Below are 17,854 nucleotides of genomic sequence, written 5' to 3' on the forward strand. Positions count from 1 at the left end.
GTCCACTCTGGGCGAACACGACGGCCTTCGCTCTTGCCGATGGAACCATGCCGATCAGCCGATCGATTTCGTGGACTTGAGGATTGGCGCCGGGGCGAAGTGGCCGGCCAAGAGCCTGTCGGCGTCGGCGTTGAACCAGCCCTTGAGCACGGCGGCGTAGACGGATCGGAAATCGGTCTTGAAGATCAGATCCCCTTCCGCATCCATCGTCTTCAGCTCGGGTCGGCCGCCGTGAAGGCCCGGGAGGATGTTCCCGCCGGTCAGGAACATGACGTTGGAGGTGCCGTGGTCGGTCCCCCCCGACTTATTCTCGGCAACCCGTCGGCCAAACTCGGAGAAGGTCATCACGAGGGTACGGTCAAGGTGCCCGCGCAACTCGAGGTCCCGATGGAAGGTTGAGAGCCCCTGGCTCAACTCCTGGAGCAAGGCGGCATGCCGATTGGACTGGGCGGCGTGCGTGTCGAAGCCGCCGAGCGAGACGTAGTAGACCCGCGTGGGGATCTCGGCCGCGATCATGTCGGCAATCAGCTTGAGCGACTGCGAGAACTCGAACGGGGCGTAGGAGACCGCCGGCTTCGCATCGCGGGCCACCTCCTTGAGCCGCTTCGCCAGGGCGAGCGTTTCGTTGGCCGAGCGCTGGACGAAGTCGAGCGCATCGATCCCCATCGGCTCGACCCGATTCATCCCCTCGATCCCGGAGCCGACGACCCCACCGGTGGGCCAGTCGAGGATCGCCGGGTTCGCCAGCGTGACCGCCCGAGGATTCGTGCTCGAGAAGGTCTGCGCGGGTCGTTCGCCGAGTTGCAGACCGAGTACCGGGGAACGCACATTCGTGCATTCGTTGTCGAAGTAGCGGCCCAGCCACCCGCTCGTCCACATGGCCTCGCTGGATGAGCCCGTCTCCCAGATCTCCGACGAGCGGAAGTGGGAGCGGTCGGGGTTGGGATATCCCACATCCTGCACCACCGCGAGTTGGCCCTTGTCGAGCATGTTCCTCAGCTCGACCATCTCATGGTGAAAACCCAAATAATCGTCGATCTTGAGCACCTTCTTGGCGTCGATCGCAAGCTTGGGCCTGGCCTTGTAATAGGCGTCGTCGCCGTGGGGAATCAGGGTGTTGAGCCCGTCGTTGCCGCCGGCCAACTGCACGACGACGAGCACTCGGTCATCGTCGAGGCCCGGGATCGGCTTCGCCGGATTCGCGAAGGCCGAGGCCGTCCGGCCCAGGAACGTGGGGACGGTCGCCGTGAGCGCCGTCAGCCCGGCCCCGCGCCGGAGGAACTGTCGTCGGCCCATCTGGATCATCATCGGATATCGTCCTTATACGTCAAAGCGTTGTGGTTCGAAGGAGGCAATCAGGCGAGCTGGTATTCCGGCGACGCCAGGATCAGCCGCACGACGAGGGCGGGTCGCTCGGCCGGCGCGGTATCAACGCACGCGGTAATGAGAGCCTGTCGGGCCGAGGGACGGACCTTCGTCACGACGAGCCGAAGCAGGAGATCATCGACCAGGCCCGCGGGCTCCGAAGGGTTTCCGCCCGGGAAGAGGGTCTCGGCGCGGAACCGGCATTTCAGGCCGTCCTTCTCGCGCTCGGCCCGGCGTTCGGCCATCGACGACTCCAGGCGGGCCATCATCGCCGGCCCCTGGGTTGTATCGCGCGAGATGGCGAGGAAGCGGCTGAACCCGAGCGGTTCGAGCCCCTCGGGCAACTTCCCTTCGAGAAGGGCCTCGGGCAGGTGATAACGCACGGCCAGGGTCCCCGCGCCGATCCACGTCTTGCCCCCGGGCCAACCCTTGACGTTCGGCGGGTTGAAGAGCTCCTGTCCCATCGCCGCAGTAAGCTGCGCCAGGCTCGGGGTCACCGTGACCTCGAGCTTGAGTTGTCGGCAGGCCCCCACCAAAAGGCGGATCGGGCTCTTGATCTGCGAGCCACGCGAGGCCTCGGAGTAGAACTCGGGCGAGGTAAAGAGGACGCGCAAGACCTCGCTGATCTCTCCGCGCGTCTCCTCGAAGGCCGTCGCCATCCGTTCGCGGAGGGTTCCGTCAGGGTCGGCGGCCCCGAAGAAGTCGACGAGCTTGCCGGAGATGAGGCGAGCCGTGGAACGCTGGCGTGAGACGATGGCGATGACATCGTCGAGTTCGAAGTGGCCCGACTCACCGAGGATCGTCTTGACTTCGGGGTCGTGCTGATCGGGTAGGAACGTGGCGACGATTCCGTCGCGGGCGAAGTCGCGCGGGGTGTCGGGAGCCGATCGACGGGTCATCGGCGTGCCGCGAGGGGCGTCGAGCGTCCAGCCGGTCAGGGCTCGAGCGGTGGCCTTGACGTCGGGCTCGGTGTAGTTGCCGATCCCCATCGTGAAGAGCTCGAACAACTCGCGAGCGAAGTTCTCGTTCGCCTTGAGCTTGTCGCTCCCTTCGAGGTCGAGATACATCATCATCGCCGGGTCGACGGCTACCTCGCGGAGCAAGGTGCGGAAGCAGCCCAGGGCATTGCGTCGCAGCGTCGCGTTCTGCTGGTAGATCGCCTGCGAGATCATCACCTTGTCGGTGGCCGTGGCGAAGTGCCCGTGCCAGAAGAGGGTCAGCACCTCGCGCAGCGGATGAGGCGCGGCGATCATGTGGCCGAGCCACCAGCAGCGGAGGTCATTGAGCTCGACGGCATAGCGCCTGCGGGTCGTGCGATGCGCCTCGGCCGCACGCTCTCGGGGCGTGTCGGCGAAGCGCCGCTCGGTGTTGATCCAGGGGTCCTTGATCCAGTCGGGGGCTACGGGAGGATCGGCCGCGGAGGCCTCGTCGAGCAGTCGGGCCACGGCCTCGTGGAGGGGCATCGCGGCGAACCGGGCCACGTCTTCGGGGGTTCCGCCGAAACCGGCCCGGCTCAGGAGGTGGGCCGAGGCGCCTGAATCCCAGGCCGGAGCCTCGTCACTTCGTCGTTTCATCGTCGCTTCCTCGTCACGGTCGCATCTATGGTCGATGATTCACGCAAATTTACATGGAATCTGCCGAGATCACCTCGTTGCCGGCCCTCGTGGCCAGGGCCCGCCAGGTGGCAAGGCTTATCGAATCCTTGATGAACTTGACGCTGCCATCTCCCATCAGCACGAGCACGCCGCCGGGGTGCGGACCCCTGGCCGCGAGCCAGCCGAAGCCGTGGCCATAGACGTCGGGGATCTTGCTGTTCGGGGTGGCATAGGCGTTGAAGCCGGCCATCGCCTCCGTCCCGACGATCCAGGCGGCTCCACGGGTGCCGCTCCATGAGGTCGCGCCTACGGCCAAAGTCGCGAGGTCGGGATTGTCCATCGCCGGGCTGTATCCGCCGGGAGCGACCTTGAGGGGCGAGACTTTCGATGCAATGTTCACGATCTGCCTCGACCGATCCTGGGGGATCGGACCCGTCGTGTCCTGGCCGGCGCCGAGGAGGCACTGGGACATGAACATGGTGCTCGATGTCCCGTCGGTGATGCTGGCGATCCTCGTGGCGGAGTTATTCCAGAAGACGCCGTCGGTCGGGTATCGGATGTCGTAGTAAGTGCCGGTCCCGCTCCCCGCGTTGGCGACGTAGCCCGTGCCGGCGGTGGCCGTGTTGAAGTAGTAGTTCGGGTAGCGAGGGCTCTGGCCGTCGCTCGGGCAGACGAATGCGGCGACCAGCGTATTGGCCGAGGTCGTCTGCGCGGGGGTGAAGGCGAAGACCGGCGGCGTGGTCGTCACCGGCAGGCTGAAATTCATCATGTTCAGCACGCCGACCTGCTCCATGAAAGGCAGGATCCGGGCATGCACCGAGAACCCCGTCCCGGACGACCCGCCGTGGCCGGGGAAACATCCATGGGCGCTCTCATAATTATGCAAGGCCAGGCCCATCTGCTTCAGGTTGTTAGTGCTCGCCATCCTGCGGCTGGCCTCCCGAGCCGCCTGAACCGCGGGGAGCAACAGTGCGATCAAGACAGCGATGATCGCGATCACGACCAGTAATTCAATCAGCGTAAATGCACGTCTTTGCATCATTGGCTCTCATTCGTGGGAGCGATTCGGCTATTTTCATCAATAGCCGGTCGGCAATTGGCCCGCATCTCGAAATTCGGCGCCTGCTCTCCGCCCCTCCGTGTGTGTTCGTATTCGAGAGGTCGGCGAGTCTTCGCGAGACCCATCGACTGAACCGACGCCGGCGATTCCTGCGGGCCTCGGACGCGTGATTCACTCGATGATTGCTGGGGCTGGGCAAACCGTCCGCGGTCCCTCCCCGAAGGAAGTGCCGGAGCAACGGCGACGGTTCCCGGTTCGGGCTGAAACGAAAAAGGCCTGGCCCAGGATGAATTCCCGGCCAGGCCTCTCACCATTTTTCAATTTCATGCTGATCTTTATAGATTCTATAGATCAATGAATTCCGTATGCCACTTTGCATCGGTCGTAGACGGTCTGGAGCTTGGCGAACAGCACGCGGGCCTCGTCCCGGCGGCTCTCCTGGGTGACGATCCGGAGTTCCTGGATCCCCTGCCGCAGCTCGCTCGTCAGGCGGCGAGCCTCGGCCCCCGGAGTCGACAGCCGGATGATTGCCCCGGTTGACAATTTGCCGGCCTGCCTGTCCCAGAGGTCGAGGTGGTGCAGCGGGGCCGAGAGCGACGTCGCACTCAATTCGCCATAGAAGTCAGCCTTGATGATTTGCATGTCCCGGAAGGCCTCGGCCGGCGAAGGGAAATACGCATACGACCCGGCCATGACGATCCCGGCGACGCAGAAAACCCCGACCGAGGAGGCGAACCGAGGCGGCAGCGGACGGTTCCAGATCGGGGTGCCGACGAGGGTCTCGGCCTCTTCCACGGCCGGTTCCTCCGTCGTCAGGAAGGCCTCGAAACGCCCGCGTTCTCCGATCGCCCGGAGAGCAAGACCGGCGAGCACGAGTGCCGCCAGGAACCCGGTCGTCATCCAGTGGAATGTGCTCACTTTTTCAAGATACGCGGGCAGGCCCTGAGTCAAGGCGTCGATCCCTCGATAGCCTTCTGCCGAGTTGCCCAGGATGGCGAAGTGGTCGTTGTCGTCATTCGCCGTGCCGACAGCCGGGATCCAGCCATCGACGGCGTAGGCGACGGCCAGCGTCGTGCCGAGAAGCAAGCCCATCCACGTCAGGACGATGCGACGCCCATACGAACGCCAGATCCATCGGACGTGCCCCAGACTCATCCCCACCCCGAGGGCGACGAGCACGAACATGGCCCCGGCCGACTGGCGAAACTTGAGCATCTCGGGGACCATCGCGATCCCCTGGTCGGGGCCGACGTAAGCCAAGGGGGCGACGAGCATCATGCGAGGGATCGCGAGCGGATCCCCCGTCGTCATCGAGGTGGCAAGATATGGAGCCGTGAACAGGGATGTCACCACGCCCGCCCCGAGGATGCCGATGAGGATGTTCCCCGCAGAAGGCCCAGTTGCCTCGCGCGCCGCATGGACACCAGCCGCCATCACGCGGAGCAGGCCCTTCGCCGGCACGCTCCCGACCTCATCCGGGGTCGCCTCATCGAAGTCTTCCTCAGGCGCCAAATGCCCCAACGCCACCCCGACGCCCACCGAGACGACGAACGCCCCGCCGATGAGGACGAGCAGCACCTTGGGGCCGAGGTACGACATGCCATAGACGAGGGAGATGGGGTTGAGCATGGGCGTCGCCAGGGCAAACGTCAGGATCGCGGCCCGGCTCACGCGTGCCCGCCGAAGCTCCCGGATCACCGGCAGCACGCCCAGGGAGCAGACGGGCAAGAGCGTCGTCGCGGCGACCCAGGCGCGGATTGGTCCTGACCATCTCCCGAAGCCGAAGACGCGCCGCAAGGACTCCGGCTTCACCATCGCGCGGATGGCCCCGGCCGTGAGGAGGCCGATCACGACGTAGAGGGACGACTCCACGACGACCTGGATTATGCGGATGATCACGCCGCCGAGGATGATGAGGGGCGAATGCGTCACGAGAGTAGGCTCCTGATCGTCAACGTCGAGAGGTGCTGGCCGTAACGGGGGTATGGGGATAGACCGGCACGGGGACCGAGGCGAGGATCTCGGCGAGCACGCGGGCCGTCGCCTCGGGCTCAATGCCCAGGCGGACGCTCAGCACCGGCTCTGCCACGTCCTGGACGTCGTCGGGGGTCACGAAGTCTCTGCCGTCGAGGAAGGCGCGGGCCTGGGCCAGCCGCTGCCAAATCAGGAGCCCTCGGGGGCTCATGCCGAGCGTCACCTGCCGGTGCGAACGCGTCGCGTGGGCTAGGGCGACGAGGTACTCGCGCACCGCTAGCCCGACGGAGACTTCGGCCACCCGTCCCTGGAGCCGGCGCAGTTCGCCAACTCCCAGAACCGGCGAGGCATGCGTTTCTGACTCCGCTTCGGGCCCGACGGCCGCCTCGAGCATCGCAAGCTCGTGCTCTCGACCGGGATAGCCCACGCGTAATTTCATGGCAAAGCGATCGAGTTGGGCCTCGGGCAAGGGGTAGGTCCCGTACTGCTCGACGGGGTTCTGCGTCGCGATGACGAAGAAGGTGCCCGAGAGTTCGTGGCGAACGTTGTCGACCGTCACCTGCCGCTCGGCCATGGCCTCGAGCAGGGCGCTCTGGGTCCTGGGGGTCGTGCGATTGATCTCGTCGGCGAGCAGGATATCGGCGAAGACCGGCCCGGGGAGGAACTCAAACTCGCGCGTGTGCTGATCGAAGACGCGGAAGCCCGTGATGTCTCCCGGCAGCAGGTCGGGCGTGCATTGGACCCGTGCGAGCTTACCGCCGAGGGCCTGCGCCAGGGCCTTGGCGAGGGTCGTCTTGCCGAGGCCGGGGAGATCCTCGACGAGGAGGTGGCCCCTCACGAGAAGACATGCGAGGACATGTTCAATCACCTCTCCTTTGCCCCGGAGGGCCCGGTTGAGCGCCGCGCGGACTCCGTCGAGGAGGCAAGCGCAGGCCTCGTTTTTCGGAAGATCCATGACCGTAGTCGTCTTCACATCAATCCTCGTCGGGTTAGGAGCGGATGGACTTCGCGAAAGCGAGCGGGCGTCCACGAACGCAAGGCCTCGCGGCAGGTCTTCAGGATCTCGGCATCATCCAGCGCGGGGGGCAGGCTGGATCGGCCGGGGGCGTGCAAAGCCCAGTCGGAGAGTCGGAGGAGTCGCTCGAGCACGAGGCGAGACTCATCGGCCCCGAGCCTCGCGATCGGCCGATACCAGCGCGATGGCGTCTGCCCCGTCGGCCGAGGGCAGCCGGCCCAGCGTGCCCGACGCTCCAGCAAGCTCAGGGCCCGCAGGATCGACCGCCTCGGATGCCGGCCGGAGTCGAGCCCGAACAGGGCCGACGCCCCGAGGTCGAGGAGCCGCCGACGCATCACGACCGCCCCGACGACAAGCAGCAACGAGGCCGAGAGGGCGAACTTGTGCATCCAGGCCCAACGGCCGGCCGCCTTGAAAGCCAGGGCGACTCGCTCAACCCAGGGCCGAGCCGGCGGGAGGAGGTCGAAGCCGGGAGTCGGCTCGATGGCGATCCAGAGGCCGTCGGGCAGCCGGACCTCGGCCCAGACATGAACATCATCGCGAGTGACGGACGTGTGCCTCGTCACCGGGTCGTACTTCTCGGGCGCGGCGTAGAGGCCGCTGACCAGGCGCACGGGATAGCCGAGGGAGCGGAGCATCACGGCCGAGGCCGTCGCGAAGAGGTAGTCGGGGCCTCGCCTGGTCTCGAAGAGGAATTCGGCCGTCACGTCCTTGCACCCCTCCGAGGACGTCGCCGAATGGTCGTGGTGGCAGTTGTGCCTCAGGGTGTGGACGAGGGCCTCGACCTGGGTCCAACCTTCGGGGAGATGGGCAACCCACGAGCGTGCCAGATCCGTCACCCTGGGGTCGACGGCGTATTCGCCACGAAAGGAGATGTGGTGGTCCTTCTCGTCGTCGGGCCGGGGTTTGAAGGGCATCTCGCCGATCTTCGAGCGGTCGACGGTCTTCGCCTCGGTGTCGATGACGGTGCCGGCGGGGACGTTCCGGTCGGTCATCCGCACGATCCCGTACTGGGCCCAGCCGAAGAAGTCGGATCGGTCCACGCTCCCGACGCGGAAGCGTTCCAGGTGCGAGGGAAGCGGCATGGAGCTCGAGTCGAGCGCCCCGATCTTGACCTGATGGGTGACAAGGCCCGTGAGGAAAGCCGCTGTCGACGGCAGCAGCTTCATCCACGACCCGCGCGATTCGGGCTCGGCGTGGAGGTCGCGGTTGCAGCAGGGTTCCTCGTGCCAGGTCGTGCCGTCGAAGTGGCCGTAGGTCGTCAGCGGGAGGTGAAGAGGTGTCGTCCCCTTGATGTAGACGAGTGCCCGGGCCGCACGTTCGCCGGGGCGTTTGGGGCGAAGCTCCGGCTTCTTCCGAACCGCCGAGAACTCCCGACCGGCCCGGAGGTTCTCCGCGGGTCGTTCCTTCTGCTCGCGGACGTTCTCCGGGCCCAGTGCGATCATCTTCTCGATCTTGGTCCGCTTGAACGGCTCGCCGTAGGACTCGTTGAAGGCGTCGTAGAGGCTGGGGCGATCGGTCTCGAGGTAGATCTCGCTTCGGGTGAACCCAACCGACTGCGGGTTCTCACTGGCGTCGACCTCGTTGTCGCCGTCGTTGACACCCGAGCGTGCGTTGGGATCGTTCTCCCCCGTCCCTCCCGACGTCGGGACCAGGCCGATCAAGGCCGTGGCGGCACGCGTCGGGCCGACGGCCGCCACCGCGGCGATGAGGCCCGCGGCGGTCAGCATCCAGGCCGCACTGGTCAGGGAATGACGCACCGCCGCCGGCCCCGCGACCGGACGGATCGGGAGCCCGGTCCAGTAGACGAGCATCAGCCAGCCCATGCCCGCCATCGCGAACCCGCCCGCCGGCGCGAGGACTGCAAGTCCCCCCTCGCCCCCTACGGCGGAGGCCACCGTCACGAGGAAGAGGCTCACCAGCGCCGAAAGCCTCGCATGGGCCGGACGATGCGAGAAGGCCGCGAGGCCCAGGCCCAGGTTCCTCAATGCGGCGATGAGGATATATTCCAGCGTCGTCGTCCAGCCGCTGGACATCCCATGGCCGAACTCGATGCCGAACGGCAAAACGAACAGCAGGCAGAATGCCGCGATCGTGCCCTCGCCGAAGGCCGGCGAGGGCGTGGCCGGCTCGCCTGCCGCGTTCGAGCGCCGATCGCGATGAGCCAGGATCACGGAGGCGACCAGCATCGGCAAGATCAATACGCCGAGCGTCAGAGCGAAGCAAGGACCGCGAGGCTTTCCCGGCTCCAGGACCGCCTGCTCGAGCGCCAGGGTGGAGAACGCCGCCATCGCCAGCGTGGCCCAACGCAGCCTCGCGTCTTCACGTCCGTCAAACGCCAAGCGGAACCTCCTTCCCTAACCTGCGGAGACTCGAGGCGACCTGATCGGGTCCGGTCAGCACGGCCCAGGGGCTCAACAACGGGGAGTCGAGGTCGCGGCCCGCCCGACCGCGAGGGAACCCATCGGCGAGGAGCACTACGAGCCGCGTCCCCGAGGGACCCGGGCCGAGGACCGAGACGCAACCTGTCTCGAACCCCCTATCGGTCGTGATGATCACGCGGAATGCCCCATCAACGCACCTCGATTCAGAGAGATCCCGCCGTAGCATCGCGTCATCGCAAGGCTCCCAACGGGCCAGGGCGTCGAGGAGATTGCCTAGGCCGGACTTGCTGGAGAGACCGCGACCGCCATCGCGGTTGTCGTCGAGGATCAAGTCGACCTCGGCCCCCTGCCCCATCCAACTCTCGACCATGCTGGCGGCCACGCGGATGGACCACTCTCGGGAGCCGTCGGCACCGGTCGAAGGGTGCGAGGCCCGGCTCGCATCCAGGAAGATTTGCACGCGCGGTGATGCGTGGGACTGGACCTCGCAGATGATGAGCTGGCCATGCCTCGCCGTCTGGGCCCAGTGGACCCGTCGCAAAGGGTCGCCCCGTCGATAGGGGCGGACGCCCATGGGGTCGCCCCAGGTGCCGGCTCGATCGCGAGGGGCGAGCCCTTCGGAGAGGTGGCCGCCGGCGAGTTCCGGCAGCGGGGCCACGGGGAAGGTTCTCGGCCAGACAAGGAGCGTCTCCGGCACCGCCAGGGTCCGCGACGCCTCCCAGAGTCCGAACGGGAACCCGCAGACGATCCTCGGCGGCGTCCTCGGATAGACACCCCGGCATCGACTCGCGAATTCAAACGTCACCGACGTCGTACGCCAGCCCGGCACGAAGACAAGGGCCGTCAGCAAGGCCTCGGGGCCGTCCTCATCCGCCACCTTCAGGCCCAACCCCCATACGCCCCAGGGCATCCGGTTCCGCAGGGTCAGGCGGGCGGTGACCGTCTCCAACTCGCGACATCGCGTCCGATCGAAGGCGAGGCTTCCGCCCAAGCCCCAAACGCTGAGCCAGGGCCACGACAGGCCGAGGGCCGTCACGACGAGCAGGCCGAAGAAGACGACGAACCCCTGGGGATGGAGGAAGAACCCGCAGAGCGCCGCTGCGATCGCCGCCAGGATCAAGTTGCCCAGGGGAGTCCTCACCCCGCGCATCCCGCGGTCAAACGCCCAGACGATGCGTCGTCTCAGCAAATTATTCTGAAAGCGTCGTTTCATCATAATCTCGCACGTCTCCCGTGATGAAGCTGCACCGGGGGCGACCGCCACGAAGTGACGTGCCGTCTGCCCGCCTATCCTGATATCCTCACGACTCCGAGAGACTCAGGCCTTCTTGCGATCGAACGGGAGTGGGAGTTGATCGTCGTGGGGCAACATCCGCGAGAGGATCTGGCGGACGGCCATCCGAGAGCGGTTCAGCCGAGAACGGACCGTCCCCAGCGGGATTTGCAGGGTTTCCGCGATCGTCGCGTAGTCCATGTGGGCGACGGTCTTGAGGTCGAGGACGTCGCGATACTCGGCCGGGATCTCGGCGAGGGCCTGGTCCATCGCCTTTGAGATCTCCTCGAATTCGAGGCGTTCGGAGGGGTCGAACCGGGAGCAGGCCTCGGGCCGCTCGCGACGCGCCCGCCCTTCATGCTTCCACCGCCTGGCCCGGGTCCTGGCGAGGTGGAGGCTCCGCAAAGTCACGGCTCGCAAGAGCCAGGCCCGCGGATTAGGGGGCATCTCCTCCTCGCGCCAGAGGCTGATGAGCGCCTCCTGCACGGCATCCCAGGCCGTCCCCTCGTCCCCCAGGACCCGACGCGCGGTGGCTACCATCGCATCTAGCAGCGGACGCACAGTCCGGTCGAACGGCTCCGACATCGAGCCGTCCGCGTGTTGAGGATTCCGGCCTTCCGGCCCTTGTTCGTCCAAGGAAACACGCCTCCCTCGCATCCAGTCCGGGGAGACCGCCATCAAATCCTCGGGGCAGAATCCCAGCAGGGGATGCTGCCAAGGCATCAGCGAAGTGCTCACGATCGATCGCCCTTCTCAGTCTCACGATTCGCCCTTGCCGCCAGACGTCGTGGCCGCCCGGATCCGACCGACCAGGAGCCCGCGTCCGCTTGAGGAGGACGTGGGTCACCGGCCGTTTCTCGGTCGCGGGACGATGTTCAGGAGTACGATCCCGCGGCCAGGCGTCATCGCGCCGAGAGATCGGCGGCGAGGGACGCGCATACGCCGAATCGAAGTCGGCGGACGGCGGACCGTCCCCATTGCGGCGACGGTCAGGCGGGATTGAGGGCGAGACTGGGCGGGGCGCGGAGCGAGGCGGGGCCGTGCCAGGATTGGACGCGAGGCGGGCGGACTACCAGGACCGCCGCGCGCTGCACCAGGGGCGAAGAAGGGACCTGGCCGAGTTCGGGGGCGACCTGCCCGAGCGAGTGGAGTTGGCAGACCGGGCAGTCGTGGTTCGAGGCGTGAAGGCTGCTCTCGACGTCGTGGGCGCCAGGCTTCGCCTTGGACGCAGATCCGACGCCGCCGACCCCATGCTCCCAGCCGGGGAGGGAGTGCAAGCATGTGCCGCAGGCCATCACCGTCGCATGGAATGCGACCAGGGTGACGACCAGGAGTTTGCGGCAGAATCGCGACATGTGACCAGGATAATCGTTGGAAGCCGTAGGCGTCGACACACGAAAGTTGCGGGGTTTCGACCTCGGGCCGTCGACATCGGTGACGACGAGCAGGGCCTCCTCCCCGGATCGAAGTGCCGCCGAATCCGGGGAGTTCCCGATTTTTTCAAGTTCGACACGAAATGGTCCGCAGGCCACTCCGCCCTCGAGCGAGCCTCCACCCCGTCCGAAGCGGCTGCATGCCACGTCATCTGACGCGAATCGGCGTCATCCTGACCTCGTCGATCACAAACGTAAACCTCGTGTTGACAACAACCTGGATAACTGCTTCCAATGATGAAGTAGAGGCCCTGGACTTCCACCCGACGACGAGACGGACGCTCTGCGAACTCGGGCTCAAGAATCGGATGGCACTCGGGCGAAGTAGAAGAAGGACCGACTTATCCGGTCGCAAGACTATTGACGGCAACCCCAATCGGCTTGTGGTGAGGCATGGCGAGAGCACGACTTCTCCCACTCATCATCGTGTTCCTGGCGACCCTCCACCTCAATCGAGTGGAGGCAGCCACGGCCACTTGCGCCGAGCCGGCCTCGGATTTCGCATTGCAGTTGGGCGTGGACGCGTCGGCTCGCGACGAGTCCACGCCGCAACTCATCCTCCAGGCCTGGACCCGGGAGTTCGGCCAGGCCGACGACGAGGTCGAGATCCCCGATGCCCCCCAGGACGAGATCCCCGACGACAAGGGGGATGCCGACGAGCCTCACAGTCGCACCCTCTTCTTCGTCTTCCGGGCCGATCTGCCCGACTGGGGCTTCGATCCATTGAGCCGAAGTTGCGACCGGCGCCTGCCGGGCTCGCCCGAAGAAGGGCCTCCGCGTTACCTCAGCCTCTGCCGCCTCATTTGTTGATCCCGCCCCTCCTGCCCGCCTCCTAAGGCCGTCCGGCCATGGCCGGTGTCACTGCCTCGTCAATGAAGGTCTCCAATCGTAGCCGAAGTGCGTCATCCCGAACCGGGACTGACGACCGAGCCGCTCCGTCTGATCTTTCGTTTCGACGACACACAGCGACCCGAGACCGAAGCCGGACGCTTCTGCGATGGCCCCATCGGCAAGACGATCCCCCCAATCCGGCCTACGCTCGATTCAGGGGGCTCCTCAAGCATTTCCGCGTCCCCATCCATTCCTGAACACGAGGCTAACTCGGGCGAGGCTCGAGCGAGGTTACGTACGATGGTTCGTGCCATCATCACGTGGAGTCTCCACAATCGGCTGATCGTGCTGCTGGCGGCGGCGATGCTGATCGTGGCGGGCATCTACTCGGCGCAAGGTCTCAATGTCGAGGCCTATCCCGATCCCACGCCGCCGCTGATCGAGGTCATCAGCCAGAACTCGGGCGCGAGCCCCGAGGAGATGGAACGGCTCGTCGGCATCCCCCTTGAGACGGCCCTCAACGGGATGCCCGGGCTCGAATTCCTGCGCAGCACCTCGGTCGCGGGGCTCAACGACATCAAATGCCAGTTCGTCTACGGGACGGATTACTGGGCGGCGCGCCAGGAGGTGATCAACCGCCTGGGCTTCGTCGACCTGCCCGAAGGGGTCACCCCCGAACTCTCCCCATGGAGCCCCACCGGCGAGATCGTCCGCTACGTGATCGAAGGGCCGGGTTATACCCTGAGCCAGTTGAAGGCCGTGCAGGACTGGGTCCTGACGCGAGCCCTGAAGCAGGTCCCCGGCGTGGTCGACGTGACCGGCTTCGGCGGGACGGTCAAGCAATATCAGGTGCTGATCGACACCCGCCTGCTCAGGCAGTTCGGCGTGACCATGCAGCAGGTCGAGGAGGCAATCAAGAACTCCAACGCCAACGTGGGGGGCGACGTTCTCGCCCTCGGGGTCCAGGCGCACAACGTCCGGATCACCGGGTTGCTGGGGGGCGGCGTCGATCCGCTCGACCCGGCGAAGGCCTCGAAGGCGGCGGAGATCGAGACCAAGAAGCTCGACGACATCCGCAAGGTCGTGGTCGCCACGGCCGAGGACGGCACGCCGATCTTCGTCAAGCAGGTCGCGCAGGTGATCGTGGGCAACCAGCCACGCCTGGGGATCGTCGGCCGCGGCGATGAAAACGACGTCGTCGAAGGCATCGTCCTGATGCGTAAATATGAGAAATCCCTCCCGACGGCCGAGGCCGTCGCGGCGAAGCTCGCCGAGATCGAGCGAGAGAAGCTGCTACCGAAGGGGATCTCGATCCGGGTCTTCAACCAGCGCTCCGACCTCGTCCACGCCACGACGCACAACGTCTTGCACAACCTGGTGGTCGGGGTGGCCTTGGTGGTCGCGGTGTTGTTCGTCTTCCTGGGAGACCTGACGAGCGCGGCGATCGTGGCCATCATGATCCCGATGGCCTTGCTCTTCGCCGTCAGCGTGCTGTTCCTCCAGGGGAAGTCGGCGAACCTGCTCTCGATCGGCGCGGTGGACTTCGGGATCATCGTCGATAGCTCGGTGATCATCGTGGAGAACATCTATCGCCACCTGACCTCGCACGAGGCCGACCGCTCCAAGCCGCTCATCGACCGCATCGCCGAGGCGTCGAACGAGATCGAACGCGCCCTCTTCTTCTCCACCACGATCATTGTTTGCGCGTTCATCCCGTTGTTCTCGATGACCGGTCCGGAAGGTGCCCTGTTCGGCCCGATGGCCAACACGTATGCCTTCTCGATCTGCGGGGCTTTGCTCCTGGCCTTGACCCTGGCCCCGGTGCTCTGCTCGTTCTTCTTCCACAACAAGGAGCACGAGGCCGAGACGTTCGTCGACCGGCTCATGAAGCGCCGGTATCTCAAGACGCTGGGGCGGGTCCTGAATAACCGGGGCCTGACGCTGGCCGGGATGGGGGCCGTCGTGGCCTTCGCCTTCAGCCTGATCCCGTCGCTCGGCGGCGAGTTCATGCCCCCGCTCGAAGAGGGGAACCTCTGGATCCGGGCGATCATGCCGAGGACCTCATCGCTCGAGGAGTCGGCCCGCATCGCCCCTCGGATCCGGCAGGTCATCGCGAGCGTCCCCGAGGCCCGCGGCGTGATGTCGCAGGTCGGCCGGCCCGACGACGGGACGGACGTCGCCAGCTTCTTCAACATCGAGTTCAACGTCCCACTCATCCCGATGGAGGAGTGGCGCGAGCGGCCCCGGACGATCTTCGGCCACCCGATCCAGCTCTACTGGAAAGGGCGCGACCTGCTCGCCCGCCACATCACCCGCGAGGAGATCCAGGACGAGTTGACGGAACGGTTCAAGCAGGACTTCCCCGCCTTGAACTTCAACTTCTCGCAGCTCATCCGCGACAACGTGGAAGAGGCTCTCTCGGGCGTGAAGGGGGCAAACTCCGTCAAGCTCTTCGGCTCCGACCTCGACGACCTTGAAGAGCTCGGCCAGAAGATGGTCGGCGTCTTGCAGTCGGTCGAGGGGGTCGTGGACGTCGGCATGTTCCACATCATGGGGCAGCCCAACCTCGAGGTCCAGGTCGACCGCGAGGCCTGCGCACGCTACGGCATCAACGTCGCCGACGTCGAGGCCGCCGGGCAGGTCGCGATCGGCGGCCGGGCCTTCTCGAGGATGGTCGAGGGGGAGAAGCTCTACGACATCGTGCTAAGGCTGCCGCGTGACCTCCGCGACGACCCCGGCGACATCGCCCGGATCCCCATCGACATCCCCGGCACCGACGGCAAGGCCGGCACCCGGATTCCGATGTCGCATGTCAGCACGATCATCCCCCACAAGCAAGGGGCCTCGAATATCTATCGCGAGAACAATCGTCGTTTCGTGCCGATCAAGTTCGGGGTTAGAGGTCGAGACCTGGCCTCGGCCATCTCCGAAGCCCAGCGCAAGATCAACGACCCCGCGACGGGCATCAAGCTCCCCGAGGGCTACCGACTCGAGTGGTCGGGCGAGTTCGCCCAGATGGAGCAGGCCAATCGCCGCCTGATGATGATCGTGCCTGTCTCGATCGTCCTGATCCTGGGCCTGCTCTACACGACGTTCAACTCGACGAAGGACGCACTCCTCGTCATGTGCAACGTGATCGAGGCGGCGGTCGGGGGCATCTTCGCCCTCTGGATCACGGGGACCCCGTTCAGCATCTCGGCGGCCGTCGGGTTCGTGTCAATCTTCGGGGTCGCGGTGCAGGATGGAGTCTTGCTCGTGTCTTACTTCAACCAGATGAGATCCAAGGGGCTCTCCGTCCGCGACTCGATCATGCAGGGGGCCGAGCTGAGGGTACGCCCCGTCGTGATGACCTCGCTCACCGCGGCGCTCGGGCTCTTCCCGGCGGCCGTGGCGACGTCCATCGGCTCGCAGGCGCAGAAGCCGCTGGCGATCGTCGTGGTCGGCGGCATGCTCTGCACGCTCTTCCTCACTCGCTACCTCATGCCGGTGCTCTACAGCTTCTTCCCCGCCCCGACACCCCGGGAACTCGAGATGGGAGAGACGGGATGACCACCACACCGACCGCTCCGCCCCAGCCGCCGAACGACGAGGCGCAAGGGACCTTGACGACCGGGGCTCGCCCCAAGCGACGGCGCCTCAAGGGCATGCTCATAGGCTTGTTCTTCATCGCCCTCGTCGGCTCGATCGGCGCAGGCTTTGCTCTGGGTTATATCCCAAAGTCGATCGTCTCGGATTTCCTGGACAACCTCACCCCGCCCACCTCATCATCGGCCGGGCATGCCGAGTCGAGCCCCAAGGCCCCCGAGCCGATCAAGCCCTGGGACGGCCTCGTCACGGTGGAGAAGACGGGGAGGGATGGCATGGGCGTCGCGACGACCAAGGCCCTCCCGCAGACCGAGCCCATCCGGCTCGAACTGCTGGGGAAGACCGAGTACGACTCCGACACCCTGAGCCGGATCCGGTTCATGTTCAAGGGGCGCGTCGACCACGTCTACACGACCGTCGGCCAGACCGTGAAGAAGGGCGACCCGCTCATCGACCTCTACAGCACCGAGCTGGCCGAGGCCAAGAGCGCCTACGAGATCAAGCAGATCCAGTGGGCCTACGACAAGAACCTGCTCGACACCCGCGAGCCCCTGTTGAAGGTGAACGCCATCTCGTCGCAGCAGTACGCCGAGACCCGCAACGCCGAGATGAAGAGCCGGCGCGACTACGAGGTCGCCCGCGACAAGCTCATGGTCTACGGGCTCAATGAGGCCGAGGTCAATGCGATCAAGGATCAGAACGGGGCCCAGAAGGCCCGGATGACCCTCCGGTCGCCGGCCGACGGCATCGTCATCACGCGCGACGTCGTCGCCGGGAACCTCTACGACGATGACGATACCCTGCTCGTCCTCTCGCCGCTGGACCACCTCTGGGTCTGGGGGAACGTGTTCGAGAGCGACCTCGACATGGTCAAGATCGGCCAGACCTGGAACATCGAGTTCCCCTTCCTGAACCACAAGCTCCGGGGCACCGTCGAGTACATCTCGAACCGTGTCGACCCCGGGACCCATGCCGTCCGCGTGCGGACCTCGGTGCCGAACCCGGAGGGCCGGCTCAAGTCGGATATGCTCGTCCGGGGGATGCTCGAGATCCCGCCGGGCCCTGGCCGCACGGTGATCCCAAGGACCGCGCTCGTCGTCGCCGACCGGCATTACTACGTCTTCGTGCAGTCGTCCGGCTCCCCCGACCGCTTCGAGCGCCGGCCCGTGCAGGTCGCCCAGGAGAAGGACGACTACGCTCTCATCGACCACGGGCTGAACCCTGGTGAGACCGTCGTCAGCGTCGGCAGCCTACTCCTGGCCCAGCTTTACGATGACCTGCGGACCGTCCAGACCGGGGCCCCGCCCGGGGGCGGCCCCAGCGTCGACGAGCATTGAAT

At 66.0% G+C, this 17,854-nt stretch carries 12 protein-coding genes; 3 read left to right on the forward strand and 9 right to left on the reverse strand.

Annotated features, from left to right (window positions below; genetic code table 11):
• Positions 1–54 precede the first annotated feature (54 nt).
• The 9 genes from ACOYYX_RS19795 to ACOYYX_RS19835 form a co-directional block, all read right to left on the reverse strand.
• Positions 55–1,308, reverse strand: a complete 1,254-nt coding sequence (locus ACOYYX_RS19795; RefSeq protein ID WP_422922977.1) for a DUF1501 domain-containing protein — start codon at positions 1,306–1,308, stop codon at positions 55–57.
• A gap of 47 nt (positions 1,309–1,355) precedes the next feature.
• A complete protein-coding gene (locus ACOYYX_RS19800) occupies positions 1,356–2,939 on the reverse strand; it encodes a DUF1800 domain-containing protein (RefSeq protein WP_422922979.1) in 1,584 nt (527 codons plus the stop codon).
• A gap of 49 nt (positions 2,940–2,988) precedes the next feature.
• Positions 2,989–4,002, reverse strand: coding sequence for a DUF1559 domain-containing protein (locus ACOYYX_RS19805; protein WP_422922981.1), 1,014 nt, complete (start codon positions 4,000–4,002; stop codon positions 2,989–2,991).
• A 369-nt stretch (positions 4,003–4,371) separates the two neighbouring features.
• Complete coding sequence (locus ACOYYX_RS19810; RefSeq protein WP_422922983.1) at positions 4,372–5,952, reverse strand: permease; 1,581 nt, start codon at positions 5,950–5,952, stop codon at positions 4,372–4,374.
• A gap of 19 nt (positions 5,953–5,971) precedes the next feature.
• Positions 5,972–6,949, reverse strand: a complete 978-nt coding sequence (locus ACOYYX_RS19815; RefSeq protein WP_422922985.1) for an AAA family ATPase — start codon at positions 6,947–6,949, stop codon at positions 5,972–5,974.
• Positions 6,950–6,963: 14 nt separating this feature from the next.
• On the reverse strand, positions 6,964–9,351 hold the full coding sequence (locus ACOYYX_RS19820; protein ID WP_422922987.1) for a transglutaminase-like domain-containing protein: 2,388 nt from the start codon (positions 9,349–9,351) through the stop codon (positions 6,964–6,966).
• The gene (locus ACOYYX_RS19825; protein ID WP_422922989.1) at positions 9,341–10,534 is read right to left on the reverse strand and encodes a DUF58 domain-containing protein; all 1,194 of its coding nucleotides are present in this window, start codon (positions 10,532–10,534) and stop codon (positions 9,341–9,343) included. The genes ACOYYX_RS19820 and ACOYYX_RS19825 overlap by 11 nt, the downstream gene beginning before the upstream one ends.
• Positions 10,535–10,711: 177 nt before the next feature.
• On the reverse strand, positions 10,712–11,251 hold the full coding sequence (locus ACOYYX_RS19830; RefSeq protein WP_422922990.1) for an RNA polymerase sigma factor: 540 nt from the start codon (positions 11,249–11,251) through the stop codon (positions 10,712–10,714).
• A gap of 404 nt (positions 11,252–11,655) precedes the next feature.
• A complete protein-coding gene (locus tag ACOYYX_RS19835; protein ID WP_422922991.1) occupies positions 11,656–12,021 on the reverse strand; it encodes a hypothetical protein in 366 nt (121 codons plus the stop codon).
• Positions 12,022–12,492: 471 nt separating this feature from the next.
• Between ACOYYX_RS19835 and ACOYYX_RS19840 the strand changes: the two genes are divergently transcribed.
• The 3 genes from ACOYYX_RS19840 (at position 12,493) to ACOYYX_RS19850 (ending at position 17,852) form a co-directional block, all read left to right on the forward strand.
• Complete coding sequence (locus ACOYYX_RS19840; protein WP_422922993.1) at positions 12,493–12,909, forward strand: hypothetical protein; 417 nt, start codon at positions 12,493–12,495, stop codon at positions 12,907–12,909.
• 321 nt (positions 12,910–13,230) lie between these two features.
• Positions 13,231–16,479, forward strand: coding sequence for an efflux RND transporter permease subunit (locus ACOYYX_RS19845; protein WP_422922995.1), 3,249 nt, complete (start codon positions 13,231–13,233; stop codon positions 16,477–16,479).
• Positions 16,476–17,852 carry an efflux RND transporter periplasmic adaptor subunit gene (locus ACOYYX_RS19850; protein WP_422922997.1) on the forward strand — a complete coding sequence of 459 codons (1,377 nt, stop codon included), beginning with the start codon at positions 16,476–16,478 and terminating at the stop codon, positions 17,850–17,852. Before ACOYYX_RS19845 ends, ACOYYX_RS19850 begins: the two co-directional genes overlap by 4 nt.
• Positions 17,853–17,854 lie beyond the last annotated feature (2 nt).

The organism is Singulisphaera chitinilytica, assembly GCF_049331405.1.
Classification (GTDB): Bacteria; Planctomycetota; Planctomycetia; order Isosphaerales; family Isosphaeraceae; genus PoT.